The sequence below is a fragment of the Blautia liquoris genome, assembly GCF_015159595.1.
Lineage (GTDB): Bacteria > Bacillota > Clostridia > Lachnospirales > Lachnospiraceae > Novisyntrophococcus > Novisyntrophococcus liquoris.
The window spans coordinates 1,009,351-1,035,662 of sequence record NZ_CP063304.1 but is presented as its reverse complement, the minus strand read 5'-3'; the positions used below and the strand labels follow the sequence as shown (position 1 = coordinate 1,035,662).

General features: G+C 40.5%; 18 protein-coding genes. 4 read left to right on the top strand and 14 right to left on the bottom strand.

Annotated features, from left to right (window positions below; translation table 11 throughout):
- Window positions 1-8: 8 nt before the first annotated feature.
- Both INP51_RS04680 and INP51_RS04675 read right to left on the bottom strand, forming a co-directional pair.
- Window positions 9-2,720: a hypothetical protein gene (locus tag INP51_RS04680; RefSeq protein WP_207736896.1), complete on the bottom strand. Its 2,712-nt coding sequence runs from the start codon at window positions 2,718-2,720 to the stop codon at window positions 9-11.
- A gap of 60 nt (window positions 2,721-2,780) precedes the next feature.
- Window positions 2,781-4,514, bottom strand: a complete 1,734-nt coding sequence (locus INP51_RS04675; protein WP_193736568.1) for an ABC transporter substrate-binding protein — start codon at window positions 4,512-4,514, stop codon at window positions 2,781-2,783.
- 104 nt (window positions 4,515-4,618) lie between these two features.
- On the opposite strand from INP51_RS04675, the gene INP51_RS04670 reads away from it, so the two are divergent.
- Window positions 4,619-6,394 (top strand): sensor histidine kinase, encoded by a 1,776-nt coding sequence (locus tag INP51_RS04670; protein WP_193736567.1) that lies wholly within the window; start codon window positions 4,619-4,621, stop codon window positions 6,392-6,394.
- On the opposite strand, the gene INP51_RS04665 is transcribed toward INP51_RS04670, so the two are convergent.
- The 3 genes from INP51_RS04665 to INP51_RS04655 form a co-directional block, all read right to left on the bottom strand.
- Complete coding sequence (locus INP51_RS04665; RefSeq protein ID WP_193736566.1) at window positions 6,395-8,065, bottom strand: extracellular solute-binding protein; 1,671 nt, start codon at window positions 8,063-8,065, stop codon at window positions 6,395-6,397.
- A gap of 84 nt (window positions 8,066-8,149) precedes the next feature.
- The gene (locus tag INP51_RS04660; RefSeq protein WP_193736565.1) at window positions 8,150-9,073 is read right to left on the bottom strand and encodes a carbohydrate ABC transporter permease; all 924 of its coding nucleotides are present in this window, start codon (window positions 9,071-9,073) and stop codon (window positions 8,150-8,152) included.
- Between the two features lie 28 nt (window positions 9,074-9,101).
- Window positions 9,102-10,043 (bottom strand): ABC transporter permease, encoded by a 942-nt coding sequence (locus tag INP51_RS04655; RefSeq protein WP_193736564.1) that lies wholly within the window; start codon window positions 10,041-10,043, stop codon window positions 9,102-9,104.
- 407 nt (window positions 10,044-10,450) lie between these two features.
- On the opposite strand from INP51_RS04655, the gene INP51_RS04650 reads away from it, so the two are divergent.
- The gene (locus INP51_RS04650; RefSeq protein WP_193736563.1) at window positions 10,451-11,968 is read left to right on the top strand and encodes a response regulator; all 1,518 of its coding nucleotides are present in this window, start codon (window positions 10,451-10,453) and stop codon (window positions 11,966-11,968) included.
- 75 nt (window positions 11,969-12,043) lie between these two features.
- On the opposite strand, the gene INP51_RS04645 is transcribed toward INP51_RS04650, so the two are convergent.
- The 5 genes from INP51_RS04645 to INP51_RS04625 all read right to left on the bottom strand — a co-directional run bounded on the left by INP51_RS04645 (window position 12,044) and on the right by INP51_RS04625 (window position 18,271).
- Window positions 12,044-13,156 (bottom strand): trimethylamine corrinoid protein 2, encoded by a 1,113-nt coding sequence (locus INP51_RS04645; protein WP_193736562.1) that lies wholly within the window; start codon window positions 13,154-13,156, stop codon window positions 12,044-12,046.
- A gap of 98 nt (window positions 13,157-13,254) precedes the next feature.
- Complete coding sequence (locus INP51_RS04640; RefSeq protein ID WP_193736561.1) at window positions 13,255-14,103, bottom strand: AraC family transcriptional regulator; 849 nt, start codon at window positions 14,101-14,103, stop codon at window positions 13,255-13,257.
- A complete protein-coding gene (locus INP51_RS04635; RefSeq protein ID WP_193736560.1) occupies window positions 14,093-15,016 on the bottom strand; it encodes a nucleoside hydrolase in 924 nt (307 codons plus the stop codon). The genes INP51_RS04640 and INP51_RS04635 overlap by 11 nt, the downstream gene beginning before the upstream one ends.
- A 142-nt stretch (window positions 15,017-15,158) precedes the next feature.
- On the bottom strand, window positions 15,159-16,643 hold the full coding sequence (locus INP51_RS04630; protein ID WP_193736559.1) for a tagaturonate reductase: 1,485 nt from the start codon (window positions 16,641-16,643) through the stop codon (window positions 15,159-15,161).
- Window positions 16,644-16,777: 134 nt separating this feature from the next.
- Window positions 16,778-18,271 carry a UxaA family hydrolase gene (locus tag INP51_RS04625; protein WP_230406879.1) on the bottom strand — a complete coding sequence of 498 codons (1,494 nt, stop codon included), beginning with the start codon at window positions 18,269-18,271 and terminating at the stop codon, window positions 16,778-16,780.
- Window positions 18,272-18,570: 299 nt separating this feature from the next.
- On the opposite strand from INP51_RS04625, the gene INP51_RS04620 reads away from it, so the two are divergent.
- Both INP51_RS04620 and uxaC read left to right on the top strand, forming a co-directional pair.
- On the top strand, window positions 18,571-19,587 hold the full coding sequence (locus INP51_RS04620; RefSeq protein ID WP_193736558.1) for a LacI family DNA-binding transcriptional regulator: 1,017 nt from the start codon (window positions 18,571-18,573) through the stop codon (window positions 19,585-19,587).
- A gap of 3 nt (window positions 19,588-19,590) precedes the next feature.
- A complete protein-coding gene (uxaC, locus tag INP51_RS04615) occupies window positions 19,591-21,006 on the top strand; it encodes a glucuronate isomerase (RefSeq protein WP_193736557.1) in 1,416 nt (471 codons plus the stop codon).
- A gap of 129 nt (window positions 21,007-21,135) precedes the next feature.
- Here the strand turns inward: uxaC and feoB are convergent, their stop codons facing one another.
- From feoB to INP51_RS04595, 4 genes are all read right to left on the bottom strand, one after another.
- Window positions 21,136-23,502, bottom strand: coding sequence for a ferrous iron transport protein B (gene feoB / locus INP51_RS04610; protein ID WP_193736556.1), 2,367 nt, complete (start codon window positions 23,500-23,502; stop codon window positions 21,136-21,138).
- 114 nt (window positions 23,503-23,616) lie between these two features.
- Window positions 23,617-24,393, bottom strand: a complete 777-nt coding sequence (gene sigG, locus INP51_RS04605; RefSeq protein WP_193736555.1) for an RNA polymerase sporulation sigma factor SigG — start codon at window positions 24,391-24,393, stop codon at window positions 23,617-23,619.
- A 222-nt stretch (window positions 24,394-24,615) separates the two neighbouring features.
- A complete protein-coding gene (gene sigE, locus INP51_RS04600; protein ID WP_193736554.1) occupies window positions 24,616-25,362 on the bottom strand; it encodes an RNA polymerase sporulation sigma factor SigE in 747 nt (248 codons plus the stop codon).
- 13 nt (window positions 25,363-25,375) lie between these two features.
- The gene (locus INP51_RS04595; RefSeq protein ID WP_193736553.1) at window positions 25,376-26,230 is read right to left on the bottom strand and encodes a sigma-E processing peptidase SpoIIGA; all 855 of its coding nucleotides are present in this window, start codon (window positions 26,228-26,230) and stop codon (window positions 25,376-25,378) included.
- Window positions 26,231-26,312: the final 82 nt, after the last annotated feature.

Below are 26,312 nucleotides of genomic sequence, written 5' to 3'. Positions count from 1 at the left end.
CATATCCTCTATTTATACAGCCAATCTAAGGTTCGAAAACTTTCTTTTTCAAAGCCAACATTTCTTGGAACTAGTTTCGCCTCTTTCGGAACAATACCGGCGATGATATAAGCTCCAGTGCCCAAATAGATATCATGAATCCCTTTTTCGTATAAAAATGCATGTACATTAACGGAAGCACAACCTTCTGCCTTAATCGCATTTTGATAAACTGCTGCAAGACCGCCACGATCATCTGCATGCGTATTCGTTTCCAAATCCGGAACCTGAAGCCACTCAATCCCTTTAGAGTTAAAATATCCAATCAGAACATAGCAGTCTTCTTGTAGATCCACTGTAACAGTTACACCACTTGTTATAGATTCACCCATACGAAAACGAATCCCGGTTAGTCCGTCTAACTCTGGCGCGATATCCTGAATCTTACTTTCACTGTCTGTAAATAAGCTTTCACCTTTTCTCACTATGTAGCATTCACTATTTGATGACCTCAGATTAAATTTTGCCTTTGGAAGAAGTTTTGCATCTACAAGATTTAACTTGGCTGTTGGATAAATCCCTCTTTTCAACTTATCTAGGTTCTTATGAAAGTTCGCTGCTTCTTCCTCATATAAAGGAAGGCACTGCACCCAATGTCCATATTTTTCACCGTCGGGAAACGGTATTTTCCTTTGACGTGTCTGCATACTATTGGCATATAGGTAAGTGTCTTTTGTTAAATCAGCAAGCTTTCTATATTCCTCGACGCTTTTATCCAGATATTTAGATGCTTCTTCTAACAGTGCAAGATCGCCGGCACAATTTTCATCCATCGTATATTTGTATTCCAATATCAACATGGCTGCTTTTATTTTAGCGATGTAGTTCCTTGTCATAAGACGAATGCTCTCAATATCATTAAAAATTCTTTTTATTTCTTCATTGTCCATCGGAAGGATTTCCCTTGCCAACAAGCAGGAATTCTCCACCTTTTCCAGAAGGTCATTCAATTCATCGATTAAATCGTATGGCGTTTCTCCGATATGTACAGCATTTTTAAGCTCGTTTTTGACATAATCATCCGGCTGCTCTCCTACCCTTGCTACCGATGTCCAAAGTTCTTTATTGGGACGGTATTTCACCACATTGGTAAGCTGACTCATCAGCATTCCCAAGCTCAAGGTTTGCCTGTTTCCTTCTGTGATACCTACGCGGCCAAGAATTTTTGGTGCACAATTTGCTGCGGTATCCATGATATCTAACAGCAGCCTTGCTCCACTGCGATCACAATGATAATGCTTTGATACTTGTTCTATCCAATACAATTTCTCTGTCTCTTCTGAACGGTCTGGGTTCCACGCATAACGAAACCAGGAGGAAAACCACATCCAGTCACGTTTCACTTGTTTCAAACGAGGCTCAACTTTATCAGGAGAATATGGCCAGTCCCAATAGAACAATGGATAAAGATGCAATCCATTCGCACCAAGCCGATTCATTCCGGCTTGTACACATTTCTGAATATAGGATGGTGCATTAAACTGAAAGGGTTCCAAATCAGCCAGAATATGTACATTCATAATATGGGTTGTCCCAAGACTACTTAAGCTCTCATGGATCTTTTGCCAATTTCCTTTAGGAAAATAGGTAGTAAGACTTTCTCCATTGTATTTCCACATTGTATAGAGATTGGAATATAATTCCTTAGCTCCATTCATAGCCCCAATAGGATCACAGTCATGCCCTCTTAAGATAATTGGCGGCTCTTCTTTTATTCCAGCCTCTTTTATTCCCTGCTTCACGGCCGGAATAATTGTTTTTACAAACCAATCAGTTTTATTTTGAGTCCCACGTAATGCTTCACCTAAGCAGACCATCAGGCCAATATTCGGATAACTCTTGATAAATTCAGTAATCGATTTGGATGTATAATCAGCAACCAAAGGATTAATATTACTTTGCAGCAAATCCAAATTGTGTTTTTGTGCAAACGGATAAGGAATATGAATATTGTAAAACTTTAATACGACCCATATACCTCTTTTATCGCACTCCTTGGTCAGCCATCCAAATATCTTTTTATTTAACTGAAACTCCTCCTCTGTTACTTCTAACGCTTCCGGATAATCAGGAACTTTTACAAAGGAAGAAAAAGGATGTCCGCTCCAGATATATAAAACATTACAACGTTCTTTTAACATCATATCCAGAAACTCTTCCCACATTTCAAGATCATAAAACCAGGGAAACCGCTCAGGCGTTACCGGATATTCATAGGTTAATCTGGGCGGCTCGATTTTAGTTTTTTGCAGACCAATGCATGGCCCACGCAGCTTAAAGGTCGGCGCATCGTAAAAAGCCAACTCCATTGGGATCATGCCTTCTTGTAATATTCTCTCTTTTAATTCCAGGCATCCATATAATGCTCCAACATCACTGCCGCCAACTACCAGGGTTAATTTTCCCGGACAACTTTCGAGATATAAACCTTCTTCTTTGGGCTTTCTGGAATGATAAATAAGTATCTCTCTTTCTTCCATCCAGGAAATAAATGGATCCTTTTTGTTTACTCCAATGTATATTTTTTCTCCTACTATCTTTCTATATTTTTCCGGATTTTCAGGCACCGGTTTGAATTCCACACAATATCCTGCATTCACTAATGCATTTTCCAGTTGAGTAATTCCAAAAGAAATTCTCTTGTTTTCTTTCTTGTTCAATAATATCGTCGCTTTTTTCACGCTATCCTCCATTCTTATGCATACCGAAATGACTCTCATCCACTTGTCAAGAAACTACTGTCATTCATATTTTTCCACTTTGTTCAAAGAATCTTTCCACTCCTTTTGATAATATTGTTCTACCTGATCCATTCCAAGTTCTTTTCCATTGACCACCATCTCTTCCCACAATTGCTCAAATGTTTCTTCATTCTCTGCATAGATCATTTCCCACGAGAGATTCCGTACAACTTCCCCGATTGATTCAATCTTTAATTTCATCTCATTCGAGGCAACTGGAATCATATTCACTGCCATCGTAGATTTTGCAACCATATCATGATCATACAGATACTCGCCGATTGTATCACTGTTCAGTTTTTCATTTACCTCCTTTTGAAGATTCGTCATATTATGTTTGCGGCTGGAAGGCCAATATCGATAACTGATTGTGTAATTATCTTCCATCACAGTTGAAGCCTGAAGAGCTATAGCATTAAATGGGTAAATTCCGTCCTGATAAACTCCGCCCCCCTCTACAGGCATTGTTTTCTCTGTTTTATGTTCTATCACATCCCACCCCTCTTTGGTGACATAAGGCTCCCCATCTTTCGAATATTCCCATATGCTGTCTTTGGGACCATTATAGAGAAAGTGCTCCACTTGCGGATCGTAAAGCCAATTCAAAAATTCGCATGCCTTGTCTATGTTTTTACAATTCTTACTGATAGAAAAATACCAGTTTCTTCCTATTGTCTGATCGGGAGCCTCATATATTTTCATATCATTGGCAAGAATGTTTGCATAACCATCCGGGCTTTTTTTGTTGTTTACATGACCTGATGAGGCGTCATTATAATTACCTGTCAGCCATGAAAACCAGGAAAACATGATTCTTCCATCGCTATATTTCTTTTCAAGATTGCTAAAACTCTGAGTTCTGGAGTCAGGATCCAGTAGTCCCTTTTGATTTGCAGAAAAATAGAAATGGAGTGCTCGTTTATAAAAGCTGTCCTGATTCAATATCGAATGTGTCTCCCTGGTTATAACGTTTGTCTCCATCAGCGGACACACGTACTCTGTATCAATCCCATAAAAATAAGAAAGTGCGGCAACCTCAAGCGCCGAATATTTATCCCAATCTGAGAACAATGAAAATCCATACGTCGATTCGCCGCTTTCATTACTGGGTTTCTCTTTTACCATCTTTTCCACCACACTTAGATAATCTTCCAACGTATCTATATCTGGTGTGCCCGCTTTTTTATAAGCATCCCATTGAAGCAGAGGCATCCAATTATATGCGTTGTCCGATACCGGTCCTATTGAGGTCGGCATAATAAACAGTTTTTTACTTTTATCACTGTTATGTTCTTTAGAATAGGCAATCGCTTTCTCATAGTAAGAGGACTCAAAGATAGAGGGAAGTTTTTCCCTGTAATCGTCTAACGGAAGCAAGAGTCCCGCATCCATTGCCAACTGAGCCTGATCCAGTGCCTTAAAGCCGACAATATCCGGCAAGGTACCCGAAGATATATATTGTTTCAACTTCTGTTCTACCTGATTTCCCCCAGTGGCATAAAAGTCGATTTTAATATTCATATCATTGTATAGTTTTTGTGCTGCCCATCCCTTCCAGATTCCTGAATCTGTGGAAAGTGACTGTTGAACAAATGCACTCAAAACAACATCCTGATCTTTCTCATCCTTGTTTTTAGCGTTTGAAGTGCAGCCCGACAGCAGCAAAGCGAAACTCGTCAGGATAGCAAAACTGCTTTTTAACTTCACCAACTTACCCGATCTAATATTTTTCATACCTTCTCCTGTTAATCTTGCATTCATCTTTTTCAGCTGATATAATTCAATTGTATGTACCATTTTAGAACATGTCAAATACTTTTGATAACAGGGGGATATTCATGCTAAAAAAACTGACTTCAAGCTATTACTCAAAGATGCTTCTGACTTGTATCATCATGGTATGTACAATTACGATATCGCTGTTTTCGCTTAGTAGTTCACTGATCAAAAACAAGGAAAAGTCCGATTACCTGAGGGATTATGAGATAGAGCTCAGCAATCTCTCCTCAATTCTTGCATCAAAGATAGACTCTCTGGCCAATAATCTTGCGCCCGTATTTTCGAGCAATACAAGATACCATGACCTTTGTTCTTTCTATAAGAAAGATGGGCAGATTAACTCTGCCTTATACTACTCTATTGTCCAGATGTCTCAGGAAATTTGTCGCTACAACCAGTACTGCCGGGGAATCCTGTTTCGCACAAACCACGGAAATTTGTTCCAGTATAATATAAATTATGACACAATTGTTCCCTTATCCTCCAGCCATAATTCTTTTGATTTTGCCCCATACCAGTTACAGATATTGACAGACTCTCAGTTAACTTCATTAAGTGATAATTTTGAAAAACCTGACGATCATATTTATGGATTATCCGCTACAATTTTTGACTATGACAGTGAACAGCTTACCTCCTTTGGTCAGTTGATTATTTTATATTCATCTTCCGAGTTTACAAACTCTGTCACTATTACACATATGGATGAGAGAAGCATATTTTCGATCGTGGATGATAAGAATCATATCATCTATTCCTCTGACGGCAGCTATCCTGCAGATACTTCCCGTAAACCCATGGATATGCCGTCAACGGAAAAGGAGAACAGCAAATACTATCACGCATCAATTTACAACCCCAAATATGCATATCATACCACATACAAGGTCCCTTCGAATTTAATCAAAAGAAGCTACATTCAGATAACACTGGCATTGCTGGCAGTTATCATCTGTCTTTCTATCATTCTGATTTATTTGTTTTTCATTCGCAACACTGAGAAAAAAACCAGAGTTATTCAAAATGCTATGACTTTAGTCGGGAAGAACAATCTTGACTATAGACTAAATGTTCCCAAAAGTAACGATGAATTCACAAAGATTGCCATCAGTTTTAATCGAATGTGTGATGAACTGCAGCAAAATGTTGAGAAGGCATATATTTATGAAATCTCCGAAAAGAAAGCAGAATTATATGCTATGCAGACAAGCATCAATCCACATTTTCTTTACAACACACTTGAACAGATCCGAGTTCAGATTATGCAGGGAAAATATTCAGCTGCTTCACAAATGCTATTGCTCCTCTCTAAACTTTATCGAAATCAGACTCGGCGCAAGTTTTACGTTTCAATCGGTGAAGAGTTGAGTCTGTGTGAAAATCTGATCAATCTCTACCTGTGCCGATATGATAATTTTGAATACGAATTTATAATATCCAACTCGCTGAAAATCTATGGTATTCCAAAGAATACCCTTCAGCCTTTAATCGAAAACTTTTTCTCTCATGGTCTCATACATGAACGAGATGACAATCTGTTAACCATCATGATACAGACAATTGTCATAGAAGGAAAAGAATATCTGGAGTTCCAAATCGAAGATAACGGTATCACTATTTCTGCCGAAGAACAGCGTCTCCTGGAGGAAAAACTTGCTCAGCCTGTCCTAAGCAGGAATGAAGATAACGGGTTTGCACTGTCTAATGTCAATACCCGTCTCAAGCTTGTATTTGGAAACGATTCAAGACTCCATATCGGTACCCGTGATAGCAAGGAAGGATTCAGGGTATCTTTTATGATACCTCCAATCCTTCCTGAAGATCTTGGAGAATAATCACTTTGTTTCTTCAGCTGATTCCTTAAACTCTTTTTGTATTGCTTTATAATCCGAAGAATCTACAATTCCTTTTACAAAGGATTTCCATTCTTTCTCATCAATCTGTCCCATAACATACTGAGTGCACATCGTATTTACATCGTCGGTGAGAACACTCCACTGTTTGTTATATGTATCTGACTGCAGGTTTTGTGTTTCATTTTTCATTTTAGTATCTGCGAGATCTTTATACACAAAATCCTTTATTTCTTTTGCTCTGGTAATATTCTCATCCGATGCTCTCTTCGCCCCATCTCTCATAAATTTGTCTGCAATCATATCTGCATCTTTCTTTAGAAAGATCTGATTCCACGCTCCAACGTATCCGTCCTGTCCGGATTCCTTAATCAGGTTTTCAGAAGTATCAATTGTCCCATCATCTTTCAAGACGTAATGAATGCCTTCAACACCAAAAGCCATAACCTTGTCATATCCGGGATACTGTTCTTCCGTTCCATCAAAAGCCGTCAGAATCTTCTCTATCTTTTCTTTCGAGCATTTTGAACTGATTGCAATACAAGAGTCTACATCTGTATAATTCGGACTTACCGTATATGCTTTGGGCCCTTTCACAGGCATCAGGCACCACGCTTTGTAATCGTCTGGTGTACTATCATCAAAAATTTTACTACTCGTACGGTCAGATGACTGATTCCAATTATACCATGTTGATAATAACGCTACGGAATTTCCAGCCTTCCATTTTGAAGTATCCGAATTATTCAAAGCGAATTCCGGATCTATTGCACCGGCATCATATAATGCCTTCATCCAGTTTAAGAAGTCAATATATTCATCCTTAAACTGCATATACTGAAATTCTCCGTTCTTATCTACTGCCCAGTCACTTTGTCCGGTAAAAGCAGTGGCAAATGCCTTGACTCTGTCATCCATGAATTTGTCCCCAAAATATTCCAGGGCATATATCTTTTTTCCTTCTCCATCTGAAGCTGCTTTGGATAACTGTATCAGCCAGTCTTTCAATTCATCCATTGTAGCAGGCTCTTTTTCAAAACCGTATTTTTCCATCAGATCTTTGCGTACTTCAATACCTGAATTCTGTCCGCTCTCAGCTTTCGATCTGGGAAGAATGTAAATACCATCCTTATACTTTGTTTGATCCCACATTTTATCATCCCAGTTTTTCATGACTGCATTTGTCTCGGCAATCCCTTTTCCATCATCAAACAAATAGGGTGTTAAATCCACAAAGTCACCTGCCTCGATTGCCTGAGTAAAGATCGGATAATAATAGGAGCCATTCCCCATCTTACTGACCTGAATCACGTCTGGTATGCTCCCCGAAGAAATCAAGGTATTAACCTTTTGGTCATAATCTTCATAGTTAATCCATTCAATATCAAGATTCACGCCAAGGAGATCCTCCCAGTATTTTTCCATTTCGCTGTTCTGTACCGGACCATATCCCCAATCTATGCCCATGACTGAGATTGTAGATGAATCGCTTCCTTTTTCCTTTGAACCTTTGTTCTCGGATTTCTCTGTTTCCGTTTTTGAGCTGGCTGCGGCAGATGATTTATCATCCTTTTTCCCACATCCCATAACTGACCCGGCAATCATAAGTGAGATCACACCCATTGCAACATGTTTTTTCATACTTGCATCCATAAAACATACTCCTCCTAAAAATTTATATATTCAACAATCAGAAGCTGATACAATTTTACTTCTAATGTTAAATTCTGGACGCGGTTATCCTTTTACCGCACCAACCATCATCCCTGCCTGAAAATATTTCTGTAAAAAAGGATAGATGATCAGGACAGGAAGAACAACTATCACGACTGCAGCCATACGCATGATTTCCTGCGGAATCGCATTTGCGACTGCGACTTCGACATCAACGACATCCGAAATATTCGAAGACAACACCACTTTTTGCACATATACCTGAAGAGTCGACTTGCTCGTGGATGTCATGTACATGATCGAATTAAAGTATGTATTCCAGTAACTGACAAAAGCAAAGAGCGTCATAGTCGCCATCATGGCCTTTGAAAGGGGTAAAATAATTTTCCCAAAAATACCCACCTGTCCACATCCATCAATTTTTGCCGCTTCTTCCAACTCAATCGGCAGTGACTGAAAAAAGGATCGCATAACCATGATGGTCCACGCGCCACATACAGATGGCAAGATACAGGCCAGATAGTTATCAATTAAACCTAACAACTTTATATTCATAAAATTAGGTACCATACCAGCTGTAAAGAGCATAGTCAACATTACATATCTATTTAAGAACTTTTTCCCAGGTATCGGTTTTGAAAGCAGGTATGCCAGACCAGCATTTACTAAAACATTGAGTGGAGTTCCGCTAGCTGTAATGATAACCGTCGACTTCAAAGAATTAATAAATCCTGTTCCGCTCAAAATCAATTTATAAGCCTCTAAAGACCATTTTTTAGGCCACAGCGTAAATTTTCCTGCAACATAAACACTGGGATCTGTAAATGAGAGGACCAAAACGTACAAAAACGGAAGAATCATACAGCCTGCTAATATCAATAGTAAAATCCATAAGATTGCCTGATATATGTTTTCTCTGATCCTCATACCTAGTTTGTTTCTGCTTTTTTGATTCTTTTTTTGACTGACACTCATTTCATATGTCATTATATTATTCCTCCTCTTACTTTGGCCCTCATACAATCCCCTCATATCCTTTTCGGTTTGTAATCCAGTTTGTAAAAACTACCAAAATGGTGTTAACCACCGATTTAAACATTCCAATTGCAGTAGTGTAAGAATACTGTGTGCTTCCAGTCGCTATACTATTGTTAAAAATATAAGTCTCGAATACTTCCAGACGTGATTTCACCATAGCATTGTTCATGAGGAAGACCTGTTCGAAATCTACGGATATAATAGAGCCCATTCGCAAAATCAACATAACCATCACCGTAGGCATAATACTCGGTAACGTGATTTTCATCATACACTGAAAGCGGCCGGCTCCGTCCATCCTTGCTGCTTCATATAAACTTTGATCTATTCCGGAAATAGCGGCAAGATACACAATTGAATTCCACCCTACGCTCTTCCACAATGACTGAATTACAATGATTAAATAAATCCATTTGTCGCTGAAAAGATAGGCCGTTGGTTCATTTCCCATCATCATGGATATTTTGTTTACAACTCCCTGCTCGGTCGACAGCAGAAAGAATGTCAGACTTGCCACAATTGCCCAAGACAGAAAATGTGGTAAATAAATTGAGGTCTGTACAAATTTCTTGAATTTTGCATTGCGAACCTCGTTAATAATCATGGCCAAAAAAATGGGCACAGGAAAGGTCAATAAGTTTAGCCCGCTGATCACCAGAGTGTTCCTTAACATTTTATAGAACTTTGGATCTTGAAATAAGTTTTTGAAATGTGTTAATCCCACCCATTGGCTTCCAAGTATCCCGATATGAGGATTGTAATCCTGAAATGCCATCAGCAGTCCTCTCATAGGCATGTACGAAAATAAAAACAAAATAACGATTCCAGGTAACCCCAAAAGATAAACTCCACGATATTCATGAAGCTGTTTCTTAATTGATGTCCGCGGTTTTTCTGCGTGATATTGCTTAGCTTTCATTATCAATTCCTCCAACCTTCATATTCCATATAACTAGTATAACGGTGATAATGCTTTTGTAATATAGTAAACATTCAATATTTTTGAACAAATTCCATATTCTTAAACTTGACTTTAGTAAATCTATCCTATAATATAAGTGATACCAGGGTCAAAAGGTCCTGCGTTTCATGCTTGCATGAAAAAGCATGACCTTGGGACCCGAACAAACATGAGAAAGCAACCCGATTAGGGTGTATTTCGAATGTTGGTAGGATTACGTGAGCACAAAGTGCGGAGTAATCCGTGTATCATAGGGGTCAAATTACTTTTGACCCCAACATCATATAAGTAATGTCAGGTCAAAAAGTTATGTAAGTGCCCGATTAGGGTATTTGTCCATGAAAACTAAGATTGGGGAATAATTTATGTATCGAGTTGTTGTTGTCGATGATGAAGCATTTGTTATTGAGGGATTTAGAGCAGTTATAGACTGGTCTGGTTTTAACTGTGAACTCGTCAAGTCTGCCACTGATCCATTTGATGCTCTGGATTATATAGAAAAACATTCCGTTGATATACTAATAACTGATATTTCGATGCCGCAGATGGATGGCATAGAATTAATTAAAAAGGCGCATGAAAGTAATCCTGTACTGTCTATTTTGGTATTGTCTGCATATGATAATTTTGAATATGTACGTTCGGCTATGCGTAATGGCGCTGAAAACTATTTATTAAAACCTCTTGATCAAAATGAACTTGCAGAATCACTAAGTCAGATAGTATCGCATATGAAAGAGAGGACAGCATTATCAGATACCTATGGTTCTAGTATGCTTACATTTCGAAGTAACTTTATAGAGGAATGGGTTAAGGGTACTCTTGATGAAGATGATTTTATAACACGAGCTCAAATGTTGGGAGTCAATCTCTACCTGGATAACTATACAGTTATTATTTTTACTGTTCCGACTAACTTGTCGAGCGGCAATGAAAAGATGTCCATGCTTTTCGATTTTATGCTCAAACTGATTATCAAGACTTATGTTGCACATTTTTATTTTGAGACTCCTTCCTGCCTAGTCTGTGTTATCAGCAGCAATAAGGATTCTGATACCATTAATAAATTCGTAGAAAAGATAAATAAGGCAAGAATTATCTTTGATTTTCCGTTCTTTACTTCTGTGGGTAATACAGTTGATAATTATGAAGATGTGACTCTCAGCTTCAGAAACGCCAGTAAGTTCCTATATTTGAAGGACACAGCCTTAACCAGTATCATCTGTTATGCACATAAGCTTGCACCTTCAACGATTAACGTCATCGAACAGGAATTTACGTCAATTTCGAAAGAGGATTATCTGGAACAAATATCCCGACTTTTCTGGGAAAACAACACCGGCCATTATTATTCTATGCTGTTGGAGATTCTCTATTGGGGTACTGCCAAAACAAACTCACCGAAACAGACTGAACCTGAGATAGTAAATTTACTTAGAAGTATGAAATTTAATTTCGGCAGTGTCGAGGATTATCTTGAAATCATTGCATCATTTATAGATATCTGTTATAAGATTATTCGCACAAGAGAGAATCACCAGAATCTGTCATTCCCATGTGTAGATGCTGTGATTACAGCTGTCCACGATTTTTCCGACAAGGATATTTCGTTGAAATCTCTGGCAGCCCGCATGAACATGAACTCTTCCTATTTAGGAAGTATCTTTCACCAACAAACAGGATATTATTTTAATGATTATCTCAATGAAGAACGACTGAAATATGCTGCAGATCTCATAAAAAACTCTGATGAGAAATTAAAAGACATTGTCAACAAATCAGGTTTTTCGAGCCAAACTTACTTTAACAGAAAATTCAAAGCAAAATTTGGTCTGTCACCTAATACATATCGAAGAGAGTATAAAATAGAAAACTTAAAATAAAATAAATCGAAGAAAGAATGTGCCCAGACACATTCTTTCTTCGATTGAAGTCTCCTGTGAAAACTAAGGGTTTAACTAGAAGGTACCTTGTACATCGCTCCAATTTTTTTCCGCGTAGTCCATCAGCACATGAGCCTGATCGATAGGCATATCATCAAAATAAAGAAATAATCCTTTCGAACCATATTTTTTTACAATTCGCTCTGTATTGCGAATCCAGTCATCAATATCCCCTGAATAGACTTTGATCCACAGCTGCTTTCCGGCGGCCCTGGCTTTATCATAGATCACATCCCAGTCTTTTAGTGTTCCATCCGGCCCATGATCCCCACTAGTCCACTGTAAGGCGTCAATTCCATCCACCTGCATGATCGAATCCATATGTTTAATTGCATCAGGACCATCAAGATGATATAATACATGATCCAGCGGAATTGTTGCTTGTTTTAGTGAATCTAAAACAAAGGTATCAAAATAATCAGGTGACAGCAGTGCGGAAAAATCGCATTGTAATTTTTGAGTTTTTCCGCTTCCAAAAATTTGAAATACTGTATAAGCGCTTCCTTCATCATATTGCGCATACTGATAAAAGGCATCGTAATACTGTTGGTAACAATTCGTTACTTCCTGTACTCTTTTTACTATTTCATCCTCATCTTCAATCATATCGTAGAGAAGATTCATGGCCCCCCTCAGGGATGCAAGTACATCTACATTCTCCATAAGATCCGGAATAGCTATCGGAAAATCATCCTTGATTAACTTTTTACACTGATCAAAAAGCGAAATATGCTTTTTAAACCACTTGTTTTCCGGATCAAACTTCAACTCAGGTAAGGCTGACCAGTCATCCACACAATCCTGAAACCAGACAGTATTATCTCTTAGTTCAATTTCACTGCCTAAATATGCTGCCAGAGAACCAGGGCCAAAATCAGCATTTAGATTAGGAAAACTCTCGCCAAGAAATTCATGCGTTTCACAATAATATCGGTATCTTCTCACAATACTATCCGGATCATAATATTTCTCTTCTAAACTCTTTGATTTGATATCAGCCGGTAAATGGAAAGGATAATTCCCTTCTTTAACACCCGTAACCCTCATAATAGGTCTTCCGGTATTTTCACCTTTCCAGTAATCTTCAAATCTTTGTTTCGTAGCTTCCCAGTCTTTCTTATACTCCATCAAAATATTCCTCCTGTACATTATTTACCTTTACTATACCAAGACAGGAAAAAATATACTTGTAATATATCTTTGTATTTTTGCACGATATTTGGGTACTACTTACTATATTTCTTTCGATACTCTCCCGGTGCACAACCCATAGTTTTTTTAAACACGCGATTAAAATACGAAACACTGTTAAAGCCAGTCTCCATTGCCACCTCTGTGACAGACATCTGTGTTGTTGTCAGCAGCAGGCATGCATAATCTGTTCGTAATTGATCAATATATTCAAAAATTCTGAGATGGAAAAAGTCCTTAAAGCACGTACAGAGGTAACTTTTATTCATCATTGCCACTTCTGCCAGTTCATCAAGGTTCAATTGCTCAAGATAGTTTTCATGTAGATAGTCAATAACCGGTTGAAGCCTCGTATAGGTTTTATTTCGAAAAGATTTATCCGCGCCGCGAGAATAATTGTGTAGATTCAAGCGGTATAAATCTGCCATGAACAACCGTATCCACGAACTAATAAAAAGCTGCCATCCGTCCTTTTTTTGCATATATTCGTCCTTCATCTGATTCAGAATACCATGCAAATCACAATACCCCTCATCAGAATTTCTGATACAATTTCCATTTCCGAAATTTCCGGAAAAGAAGGGTTCGACAAATTGGTATCCCTGATGTCTGTCCCACAATAAAGAAGGATCGAAAACGAAGACATCAAGCAGAAGCGTCCCATCATGTACTGCCATGTGCCGTTCTCTGTTGTTTATAACATAAATATCTCCCGTTTGAATCTCATACTCCTTTTCTTCGATCAAATAATATCCTGCACCCTTTTGTACAGAATTGATTTCCAGAAAATCATGGGAGTGTAAATACATCTGACGAGAGTCAGTGGTAAACATAGCATAGGGAAAATCAGTTTCCAGTCTCAGTTCGTCTTTTTTATAAATCATGCTCTTTCAACCTTGAAAATAAAGCAAGCTTCGAGTATAAATCTTCTAATATCAATCTGGAATCAATTTTTTCATATACACGAATCGGACGATACCGATTGGTATGAATATAGTTCATATCTGTTCCAATCGTCGGAGCCTGCACCCATTGAAAAGAAAAACGATCCTCATATATAATTAGCCCTACAGCCGGAGAATCTCCTAAAACCCAACTTTCTCCACTTCTGAATGAACTCTTTTTTGGTTGTTCCGTCATTGCGTGTTCCATCAGTTGTTCACATAGGTACCTTCCGATTTTTCCACAGGGACGGACTCTATATTCTAATTCTGCAAAAGATACCGGCATCATCTCATAAACATTCTTAGGCACCTGCCAAAGTTCGATCTCAGAAGACAAAACAATATTAGCGGCACTAATATCATTGCCAAGATTGAATTCGTCCCCTCCGTTCGGATATGCTCCGCCGCCAATCCAGATAACCGTCATTCGCTTTGCAATTCTAGGTTCCATTAAGTAGGCACTTGCAAGATCCGTGAGTGGGCCCAAGAAGATTGCGTACAAAGGTCTCTCATCATCTCTCATAGCCTCTTGTATAATGAAATGGGCGCCTTCACTTTCCACAGACGCAGTCCTGTTGTCCATGGCATGAGATGCTCCATGTAAAATCGGTATACTCCCTGTAAAACCCATCTTATCAACGACTGTTTCTAATTCAGCTACACTTTTTTCCATTCCATTTGGATCGCGAGTCCCATAATGAGCTCCAATTAATCCTACATTTTCAATTTTAGGGCTTAGCAGAGCCTGAACTATAGCAAAGTCATCATCTGCTTCATTCTTTGCGTCAGTATCCGTAATCAATCGGACAATTTTTTCTTCCGGTACTTGAAATTTATAACTCTGATATCTCATGTAAATCCCCTTTCATACACGAAATCATCCATATAGTTAGAAAGCAAATGTCATATATCGATGGCATTTGCTTTCTATATTACAGGTGTGATTAGTAGTTTTGCTATACACAGATTGTTACGCTCTATGAGCTCTCACAATCTTACAAACATTCTTTCATAACCTCATAGGTGCCCTTTTCTCTTGCTGTTATGAGGTCTTTCGTCACATCATCGAGAAGCCCTGTGATCTGTGTCAGATCCTCGCCCCAGAAATCTGTGTTCGACAGAACTGCCTTTGCGATATCGGCTGCACTGTCATCTTTATGTGCGTCGAAGAATTCCAGTACATAACGGTCATCTTTGATTTCATATTCGTTGTCTTTGCGCACACCGATCAGCGCATTTTCCTCCAGACGTTTCCCTGTGTAGAACTGAATGTAAAATGCAAGTGAGGCAGAGATGCATGTTGGAATCTTTCCGAATTTGTCGACATATCCCTTTAAGGATGGCATAACTCTTGCTTTCCACTTTGAAGTAGAATTCAAAGAGATTGCCAAAAGCGCATGATCTACAAATGGATTGTTAAAGCGTTCTTTGACTGCGGCGGCGAATTCTTTGAGTTCCTCTTCCGGCAGAGTCAGTGTCGGGATAATCTCATCGTAGATGGTCTTATTCATAAACCCGCTGATCACATCATCATTCATGCAGTCCCTGACAATATCCTGTCCTGCAAGATACGCACCCAGAACGAAGGAAGTATGGGCACCGTTTAAAATACGTACCTTTCTCTGTTTGTATGGTTTGTGATCCTTACAGATGATGACTGGAAGGCCTGCCTTTTCAAATGGAAGCTCTTCTTTGAGACTATCTGGTCCTTCAATTACCCAGAATCCGAATACTTCACCGGTATCAATTAAATTATCTTCATATCCTAATTCTTCACAAATCTGTTTTGCTTCATTCCTCGGATAACCTGTAACAATACGGTCAACAAGTGTAGAGCAGAAAATATTTTCTTCCTTCACCCATGTTTTGAATTCGTCTCCCAGATCCCACTGGTCGATATACGAAAGCACGCATTTTTCCAGTTCTTTTCCGTTATCATCAATCAGCTCACAGGAAAGAATGACAAATCCCTTTCCTTTTTCTGTTCCGAAGTTTTTGAAACGTTCGTATAAGAACTGTGTCAGCTTTCCCGGATAGCTGGATGCCGGTACATCTTCGAATTTACAGGAGGGATCGTATACGATTCCCGCCTCTGTTGTGTTGCAGGTGATATATCTCAGGTCTGGATTCTTTGCACAGTCCAAAACTGCCTGATAATTTTCATATGGATTCAGGCATCGGCTGACACTGGAAATTACACGCTTGTCATTTACCTTTTTCCCATCCTCGAACCCGCGCAAAAACAGTGTATAAAGGCCTTCCTGTTCGTTGATCATGTCAGCCATTCCGGATCCGATTGGCTGACAGAGTACTACTTTTCCGTTAAAGCCGACACGTTCGTTGAGAAGATCAAACCAGTAGTCGACAAATGCACGGAGGAAGTTTCCCTCTCCAAACTGGAGGACTCTCTCTGGTGCATCCTCTAATAAATATCCATCATACCCCTGCTCTTTTAATGTTTTGTAACACAATTTCTTCATTATTTTTACCTCACTTATTTAACGTTAATTAGTGTTAATAATTGTAGGGTCAAAAGGTCCTGCGTTTCATGCTTGCATGAAAAAACATGACCTTGGGACCCGAACAAACATGAGAAGGCAACCCGATTAGGTTTTTACAGGGTTACGCCCCGTTTAAATATTGCCATGTCATGGAAACCATTCTGCTCGGATTTCACCGGTTCGCCGGATGCTACTTTGATCACATAGTCAAACAACTTATCAGCAGTCTCATCAATCGTCTCATCCTGCACGATTCTTCCGCAGCTGAAGTCGATCCAGTTCTTTTTTTTCTCAGCCATCGGTGTGTTCGTGGCGATCTTGATTGTAGGAACCGGTGATGCAAAGGGAGTACCGCGTCCGGTTGTGAATAATACAATCTGAGCCCCACTTGCCGCCAGTGCTGTGGCTGCTACCAGGTCATTGCCAGGTGCACTTAGGAGATTGAGACCTTTTTTTCGGACAACCTCTCCATAAGAGAGAACTCCCTGGACAGCGGCGCTTCCACTCTTTTGCACACAGCCTAAAGATTTATCTTCCAAAGTGGAAATACCACCTTTTTTATTTCCCGGTGACGGATTTTCATATATAGTCTGATTGTGACTCTTGAAATAGTTCTTAAAATCGTTGATCAGATCAACGGTTTCGTGAAAGATTTCTTCATTTGCACAACGGTTCATCAAAAGTGTCTCTGCGCCAAACATCTCCGGAACCTCTGTCAGCATAGTTGTACCACCTTTTGAAACTATAATATCCGAGAATTTCCCTACCGTAGGATTCGCTGTGATTCCGGACAATCCGTCGGAGCCGCCGCACTTTAATCCGATAATCAGTTCGCTCGCACTGATCGGCTCACGTTTGTCTTCTTTTGCAATATCCGCCAATTCTTTTATTATCTCAAGCGCGGACGCGATCTCATCCTCTGTATCCTGAGCGGAAAGGAAACGAATTCGCTTATCATCATAATCGCCGATATAATCCTTCATCACGCCGATATTGCTGTTTTCACATCCAAGACCGAGTACCAGAACCCCTCCGGCATTCGGATGAAGAATCAGATCGCCCAGAATGGTACGAGTATACTCCTGATCATCTCCCATCTGTGAGCATCCGTATGGATGTGGAAATGCACAGATTGCCTCGACAGAACCTGAGACATACTGCTGAGCCTGGCGTTCAATCGCCTGTGCTACATTGTTCACACATCCGACGGTCGGAATGATCCAGATCTCATTGCGGACACCTACTTTGCCATTCGCTCTTTGATACCCCATAAATTTGACATCTTTGGTGGGCTCAATATCCGTCGGCACTTTGTGGTAGGTATATTCCAAAAGATCTCCGAGTCCCGTCTTCAGATTATGTGTGTGGATCCACTGCCCTTCTTTGATATCTTCTTTTGCAATTCCAATCGGACTGCCATATTTGATCACTTTTTCTCCGGCTTTGATATCTGTAAGGGCAAACTTGTGTCCCTGCATAATATCTTCCCTCAAAGTGATCTCTCTGCCATCGATGACACACTTTTTGCCGGCACTTAGGGGAACTAGTGCCACGGCAGTCATATCGTCAGGATTAATCTTCAGATATTCCAATCGTCTTTCCTCCATTTTATACACTCCTTAGCTACTCTATATTCGAAGCCGCCCACTTTTTGGCTGTCTTCTCTTCTTCTGCCAAACCCTGTTATGTAAGGGCTTACAATAATAAGTACACCATTTTTGGCAAAATGTCAATATTATTTTGTAAAGTTTTTAAAATTAAGTTGATTTTTCCAATTATCACGCTTATAATGATGGAAGAAGTAAGAATGCAAGGATGTAAGTGCTTACATTCCCAGTATCCTTTCTCATGAACTTTCAGCAGTGCAACAAGAATACTAAGTTTTAACAAGCTAAGGGGAATTCATATGAACATTTACGATATTTCCCAGAAGGCCGGTGTGTCTATCGCAACGGTATCCAGGGTATTAAATAACAGCAAAAACGTCAGTGACAAGACACGACAGCGGGTATTATCTGTCATGAGAGAAGAAGGCTATCAGCCGAACGCTTTCGCACGTGGACTCACACTCAACACAATGCAGACCGTAGGCTTATTATGCGCAGACACCTCAGATCCCTATCTTGGAAGTGCAATCTCTTATCTGGAGCAGAAACTGCGTGCTCACAACTACGAGTCACTGCTTTGCTGCACAGGATATGAGCAGGCACAGAAAAAGAAATGTCTCGAGATGCTTCTCGCAAGACATGTGGATGCCCTCGTGCTGATCGGATCCAGCTTTATCGAGCAAACCACAGGGAAGAACGAATATCTTCATCGAGCGGCCTCACAGATGCCCGTCGTGATCTTAAATGGTTCCTTAAAGGGAGAGAACATCTATAGTTCTCTCTGTGATGACACAGAGGCTGTCAGTAATGCCGCCATCCGCCTGATCAGAAGTGGCTGCGAACTTCCTGTTTTTCTCTATCGGGCAGATACATTAAGTGGACTTAAGAAAAAAGAAGGTTTTATCAAAGCTCTTGAACTGACAGGACGGCCTGTCTTAGAGGATCAGATTGTGATGTCCTCCGGAACTGTGACTGAGGCAAGAGACTGTCTCTTAAATCTTCATAAGAGCCTGCCTTTTGATGCCGTACTCGCAGCTGACGATGAACTTGCCATCGGCGCAATCAAATTTGCAAAAAAGGCTCGTTTAAGAATTCCGGATGATTTATCTGTCGTTGGCTATAATAATTCTATGCTCGCCGAATGCTGTGACCCTGAGCTCACCAGCATTGACAACCGTCTGGAATATCTTTGCAGCACATCTGTATCCCTGCTTATGAACCTGCTGAATGGAAAAAACGCTCCGGATAAAACCGTAATATCTGCTGATATCGTAGTCCGGGACACTACAAAAACATCTTTTAAGGAGGATTTTTAAATTATGAAATCATTTTTAGACGAAGATTTCCTGCTGTCAACCGAAACAGCACAGAAACTATACCACGACTATGCCAAACATATGCCGATCGTGGATTATCACTGTCATATTGATCCGGCAGAAATCGCAGAAAATAAACAGTTCGACAATATCACCGAGGTATGGCTTGGCGGAGACCATTATAAATGGCGTCAGATGCGATCTAACGGAATTGATGAAAAATACATCACCGGTGATGCGAGCCCGAGAGAAAAATTTCAGAAATGGGCAGAGACATTGGAAAAAGCCATTGGAAATCCTCTCTACCAGTGGAGTCATCTGGAGCTTCGCAGATACTTCGGATATGAAGGCGTATTAAACGGAGATACCGCAGAGGAAGTGTGGAACTTGTGCAATGAAAAACTCCATACCCCCGAGATGTCCGTGAGAGGCCTGATTAAAATGTCTAATGTCAGACTGCTCTGCACGACAGATGATCCTGCAGATGATTTACACTGGCATCAGGTTTTAAAAGCAGATAACTCTTTTGATGTTAAAGTTCTGCCGGCATGGCGTCCGGACAAAGCGATGAATCTCGAGAAAGATACTTATCTCGATTACATCAAACAACTTTCCGATGCTGCAGGTATAAAAATTAAAGACATGGCTTCTATGAAAGAAGCACTGATCAAACGTATGGATTACTTTGCAGAAAATGGGTGTTGTGTATCGGATCATGCTTTGACATATATCTACTTCGCTCCTGCCACGGAAGAAGAAGTTAATATCATCTTCACAAAACGTCTGTCCGGAGACAGTATCACTTCCGAAGAACAGCTGAAGTTCAAGACTGCCTTTATGCAGTTTGTGGCAAAGGAATATCACAAGAGAAACTGGGTAATGCAGATTCACTTTGGATGCAAGAGAGACAATAATGACCTGATGTTCAAAAAATTAGGTCCGGATACCGGATATGACTGCATCGACAACTATGCACCGTCTGCCACAGCCGCAGACTTCCTGAATTCTCTCGTTGCAACAGATGAACTTCCAAAAACTATTCTCTACTCGTTGAACCCGAACGACAATGCTTACATTGGTTCACTGATCGGATGCTTCCAGGATTCCTCCGCTGTTGGAAAGATTCAGCAGGGTTCTGCATGGTGGTTCAATGATCATAAACATGGAATGACTGAGCAAATGACATCTCTTGCCAACTTAGGTCTGCTTGGAAACTTCATAGGCATGCTCACAGATTCCAGAAGCTTCCTGTCTTACACAAGACATGAATATTTCCGCAGGGTACTTTGTGAGCTGATCGGAGGATGGGTAGAAAACGGAGAATATCCGGCTGACTACAAAGCCCTTGAAACAATCGTTAAGGGAATCTCCTACAATAACGCTGTACGCTATTTCGCATTCCCGGTAGACGAGGCATAACTCTTCCGGTGATTGTGATATAACAATTAAAAATCAAGTAAGTAAAAGGGTCTTTCTCACGTTTGGATTTTCGTGTGAAAGGCCCTTTTATTTTTATAATACAGCAGACTGCCCTTTACCGCTTCCAGCTTATACGAACAGCATTCCAACCATTCTTACTATAAAAGCGACGATCCAGGCAACCGTACACTGAAGAACTACAATTCCTGCCGCCCATTTGCCGCCAAGTTCTCTCTTGATTGATGCAACCGCTGCAACACATGGTGTATACAGCAGACAGAACACCAGCATAGATGCCGCTGCCAGTGGCTCCATCGCTTTCAGCAGTGCTGCAGTACTTCCAAATAAAACAGAAAGTGTAGAAACCACGCTCTCTTTTGCAAGGAATCCGACAATCAGCGAGGTACTAATTCTCCAGTCTCCCAGTCCCAGGGGTTTAAAGATCGGTGCGATAAATCCTGCAACCAATGCCAGAATACTGTCCTTGGAATCAGATACCATGTTCAGATGCAGATCAAAAGTCTGCAGGAACCATATCACAATTGTGGCGATAAAGATCACTGTAAATGCCCTCTGAAGGAAGTCTTTTGCTTTCTCCCAGAGGAGTCTTAATACATTCTTTGCACCTGGCAGACGGTAGTTTGGAAGTTCCATGACGAATGGAACTGCTTCGCCTTTGAATATGCTGCTTTTCGAGATCAGGGCCGTGAGAATTCCAACTACAATACCCAGAAAATACAGACAAACCATAATAAGGCCTGCATGCTTCGGAAAAAATGCTGCTGTGAAGAATCCATAGATTGGAAGTTTCGCGGTACAACTCATAAAAGGTATCAGCGTGATCGTCATCTTCCGATCTCTCTCTGATGGCAGGGTTCGGCTGGACATAACCGCCGGCACAGAACATCCGAAACCGATAAGCATCGGCACAATGCTTCTTCCGGATAACCCGATCTTTCGCAGAAGTTTATCCATTACAAATGCAACCCTTGCCATATATCCTGTGTCTTCAAGTAATGACAGGAAGAAGAACAATGTCACGATAATGGGCAGAAAACTTAAGACACTGCCAACACCGTTAAAGATACCGTCTACGACCAGTGAATGTAACGCTTCATTGACATTCCACGATGTAAGCCCTATGTCCACAAGCTTTGTCAGCCATTCGATGAAGGTTTCCAGTTTATCCTGAAGAAATGATCCAATTACGTTGAAGGTCAGATAGAAAACCATTCCCATAATCACTATGAAAGATGGAATCGCCGTATATCTTCCAGTAAGTATCCGGTCAAGCCTGCGGCTTCTCTCCCGCTCTTTGCTCTCTTTCGGTTTGATCACACAGCTGTCAACCAGTTTCTGAATAAAGGAGAAACGCATATCGGCGATCGCCGCCGTACGATCCAGACCCCGTTCCGTCTCCATCTGAGTGATAATATGTTCAATCGCCTCTTCTTCATTTTGATCAAGAGCAAGTGCACCGGTAATTCGCTTGTCTCCTTCGATAATCTTGGTCGCAGCAAACCGAACGGGAATATCTGCCGCTTTTGCATGGTCTTCGATCAAATGCATAATTCCGTGCAGACATCTGTGTACAGCACCGCCGTGATCATTTTCATCACAGAAATCTTTTCTGCCTGGGCGCTCCTGATATTTTGCTATGTGAACGGCATGTTGAATAAGTTCATCAATCCCGTCGTTTTTCGCCGCGGAGATCGGAACCACCGGAATCCCAAGCATCTCCTCCATCTCATTGATCTTCACAGAACCGCCGTTACCCGTCACCTCATCCATCATATTAAGTGCAAGCACAACAGGCACATCCAGATCCATCAGCTGCATTGTCAGATAGAGATTTCTCTCCATATTCGTCGCATCCACAATATTGATGATACCCTTTGGCTTTTCGTTCAGGATGAACTGCAAAGAGACAACTTCCTCGCTGCTGTAAGGGGACAGGGAATAGATCCCGGGCAGGTCCGTCACCAAAGTATCCGGATGTCGCTTGATTGTTCCGCTTTTTTTATCCACCGTAACACCGGGGAAGTTGCCAACATGTTGGTTAGATCCGGTTAATTGATTAAACAGTGTTGTCTTTCCGCTGTTCTGATTACCTGCAAGCGCAAATGTGAGCACCGTGCCGTCTGGAAGAGGGTGCTCATCCGCTTTTACATGGAATCTTCCTCCCTCCCCGAGACCGGGGTGCTCGATATGCATATCCAAAACTTCTTTTGCTTTTTCTTTTGTCTGTTCTGCTTTTTCTCTGGTTTTTTTATGTGACAGCTGAATCTTGATCTTTTCTGCATCCGTTAAGCGCAGTGTAAGCTCATAACCGTGAATACGCAATTCCATGGGATCACCCATCGGTGCATATTTTTCAAGTGTGACCTCCACACCCGGGATCACGCCCATATCGAGAAAATGCTGCCGAAGCGGACCTTCACCGCCAACAGTTTCAATCACTGCTGACTGGCCAATTTCCAATTCTTTTAATGTCATGACTGATCTTTCCTTCCCTATTTCTTTTAGGAAAATTTCCTTTCAGAAGATAATCCTTTTCAGAGACATCTCTCTAATAGTTAGTGTAAGCTTACGTTTTTAAATTGTCAAGTTTTAATTCAAATATGCTTTCATGCTGCGAAGTGCACTTTTCTCTAAACGGCTGACCTGTGCCTGTGAGATTCCTATCTCATCCGCCACCTCCATCTGTGTTTTTCCTTCATAAAAACGAAGGTTTATAATATGTCTTTCTCTCTTGGCAAGTCTATCAAGCGCATCGGATAAAGCAAGATTCTGAACCCAGTTTTCTTCCTTATTCTTTTTATCGCTGACTTGATCCATGACGTATAGAGTATCACCGCCCTCTGTATAAACCGGATCATAAAGGCTCATAGGACTCTGAATCGCATCCAGCGCATAGACAATATCCTCTTTATCAATTCCAATTTCATCCGCTATTTCCATAATGGTAGGTTCTTTCATATTTCGTTTCATATACATATCGCGAGCATTGATCGCTTTGTAAGCGGTATCCCGAAGTGACCGCGAAACACGAATGGCATTATTATCTCGCAGATAACGGCGTATCTCACCGATAATCATTGGAACTGCATAGGTTGAGAACTTCACGTTCATTGTAGTGTCAAAATTGTCAATCGCTTTAATAAGTCCGATACATCCGATCTGAAACAGATCATCCGCGTTCTCGTTGCTGCTCGAAAAACGCTTGATCACGCTTAAGACAAGTCTCAGATTACCTTTGATGTAACGCTGTCTGGCTTCCTCATCTCCCTCTTTCACTTTGAAAAGAAGAGTCTCTTTTTCTTCGTTCGTCAGAATCGGAAGCTTTGCCGTATTCACACCACATATTTCAACTTTATTAAGTGCCATAACAAGAATCCTCCTATTTCTATTTTCTATGATACCAGAGTCAAAAGATGTGGTATCGTGTTTTTGTCTTTAATAAAATGATTCTCATTCTGGTGTCTAAGTATGCGTTTTGGGACGAAATTTAATAAAGTTTTAGCCCTTGACAAGACAAAAACACCCTCTTTTGCGCCACTGCATCAATAAAAATACAGTGCGAAAAAAGGGTGTTTATGCATTCCGCGGTCATTCGTACTTAACGATTTCGCGTCTTAGCTGTTTCATGATTCGTTTTTCCAGTCTGGAGATATATGACTGAGATATTCCCAGCAAGTCAGCGACTTCCTTTTGTGTCTTTTCTTTTCCCTCAGGCATGTTTATTCCAAATCTGAGTTTAACGATTGTCTGTTCTCTGTCATTTAGCTTTCCAATCGCTTTTCCAAGAAGTTTCTTTTCAACTTCGTCTTCAATTCCCTTGTATATAATGTCTTCATCGGTTCCCAATATGTCAGACAACAAGAGTTCATTGCCGTCCCAGTCTACATTCAGTGGTTCATCGATAGAGACTTCCATCTTTGTCTTATTATTTCTGCGCAGATACATAAGAATCTCATTCTCGATGCATCTAGACGCATAGGTCGCCAGTTTTATTTTCTTTTCTGCGTTGAATGTATTGATCGCTTTGATCAGTCCAATGGTTCCAATAGATATCAGATCTTCAATACCAACTCCGGTATTATCGAATTTCTGCGCAATGTACACGACCAGTCTTAGATTATGTTCAATTAGCTTACTTCTGGCGGCTTCGGCTTCACTTGTCTCCCCTGAAAGCTGGGAGATTGCCCGCGCCTCATCTGTGGCACCAAGCGGTTCCGGCAGAACATCATTTCCACCTATATAAAAAAGTTCACCCGGTTTCTTATACATCACCGTTTGAAATCTGGGCAGCATGCGAAGCCGAAAATGGCTTGGCAGCGTAGCTTGCATCAACATATATGAATTCCTCCTAACTGTCTATTAGATTCGGGTTCAAAATCATCTGATAGCTCCGGAGAGAAGAACTATAGGTTTTATCGACAGCAATTACCGGGTGAGTAATCACTTTTTGTACACCATTTTGTTTCAGATACATCGTATCCAGAACAACAGCAGGGAGCAGTCCCATCTCACAGCCTACACATTTGTATGGAATATAGTGAGGCTTTAATGTCAAAAGAAGTTCTGGTTTATCACAGATATCTTTTTGACAGAATTTAGCAAGCTCCTCTGCGGCTTCCTCTGAAAGCAGTTCCTTTACAGGCACAATGTCAATGACTGACACATAGCTTTGCAAAGTGGTATCCCAAAGCATATTGCCTGTATCGTAAAGTCCCCTCAGATGTATTTCTCTTCCGCCCTGGAAAAGAGTGACATCGCAGATACGCTGCTGTTTTCTTTTCAGTCTGTTACAAATCCAGGAAACAAGACTGATACAGCAATATGCTGCAGCCGTCGTAACAACGAATGCCCTCACACCTGTCGCACCTGTCATTCTTCTTAAGTTTGAGAACAACATCCCCATACCCGCACTCCCTGTATAGAACAGGCAGATACCTCGTACCAGGAGTTTTCCATCTTTGATTTTGCAGCCAAATCTTACCATTAAAGTATTTGCAGCCACAGAAACCAGTATCGTACTTATCATGCTGTATCGGTACAGCAGTATTATGCATACAGATGCTGCTGATGAAACCGCAGCAGACAGCAAACTTCGAAGGTGCGTGGCAGAACATCCAAGAAGTTTGTTTGTAATGCGTAATAATGCATAGTTCATCACGAGATTCTCTAAGAAATAAACATCCAGATAGAATTCGTAATACAAAAGCACCCCCCTGCAGACTTATGAGTACTTACTGGAGCAACAAATACTATTATAGACATTACCCTTTGTTAATTTTGTCAAA

Bases quoted from the DNA above. Each gene is read 5' to 3' on its own strand.
- uxaC (WP_193736557.1), top strand. From the start codon at position 19,591: ATGAAATCATTTTTAGACGAAGATTTCCTGCTGTCAACCGAAACAGCA.
- INP51_RS04625 (WP_230406879.1), bottom strand. From the start codon at position 18,271: ATGGAGGAAAGACGATTGGAATATCTGAAGATTAATCCTGACGATATG.
- feoB (WP_193736556.1), bottom strand. From the start codon at position 23,502: ATGACATTAAAAGAATTGGAAATTGGCCAGTCAGCAGTGATTGAAACT.
- sigE (WP_193736554.1), bottom strand. From the start codon at position 25,362: ATGTTGATGCAAGCTACGCTGCCAAGCCATTTTCGGCTTCGCATGCTG.
- INP51_RS04650 (WP_193736563.1), top strand. From the start codon at position 10,451: ATGTATCGAGTTGTTGTTGTCGATGATGAAGCATTTGTTATTGAGGGA.
- sigG (WP_193736555.1), bottom strand. From the start codon at position 24,393: ATGGCACTTAATAAAGTTGAAATATGTGGTGTGAATACGGCAAAGCTT.
- INP51_RS04640 (WP_193736561.1), bottom strand. From the start codon at position 14,103: ATGATTTATAAAAAAGACGAACTGAGACTGGAAACTGATTTTCCCTAT.
- INP51_RS04665 (WP_193736566.1), bottom strand. From the start codon at position 8,065: ATGGATGCAAGTATGAAAAAACATGTTGCAATGGGTGTGATCTCACTT.
- INP51_RS04670 (WP_193736567.1), top strand. From the start codon at position 4,619: ATGCTAAAAAAACTGACTTCAAGCTATTACTCAAAGATGCTTCTGACT.
- INP51_RS04675 (WP_193736568.1), bottom strand. From the start codon at position 4,514: ATGAAAAATATTAGATCGGGTAAGTTGGTGAAGTTAAAAAGCAGTTTT.
- INP51_RS04620 (WP_193736558.1), top strand. From the start codon at position 18,571: ATGAACATTTACGATATTTCCCAGAAGGCCGGTGTGTCTATCGCAACG.
- INP51_RS04645 (WP_193736562.1), bottom strand. From the start codon at position 13,156: ATGGAGTATAAGAAAGACTGGGAAGCTACGAAACAAAGATTTGAAGAT.
- INP51_RS04660 (WP_193736565.1), bottom strand. From the start codon at position 9,073: ATGACATATGAAATGAGTGTCAGTCAAAAAAAGAATCAAAAAAGCAGA.
- INP51_RS04635 (WP_193736560.1), bottom strand. From the start codon at position 15,016: ATGAGATATCAGAGTTATAAATTTCAAGTACCGGAAGAAAAAATTGTC.
- INP51_RS04655 (WP_193736564.1), bottom strand. From the start codon at position 10,043: ATGAAAGCTAAGCAATATCACGCAGAAAAACCGCGGACATCAATTAAG.
- INP51_RS04630 (WP_193736559.1), bottom strand. From the start codon at position 16,643: ATGAAGAAATTGTGTTACAAAACATTAAAAGAGCAGGGGTATGATGGA.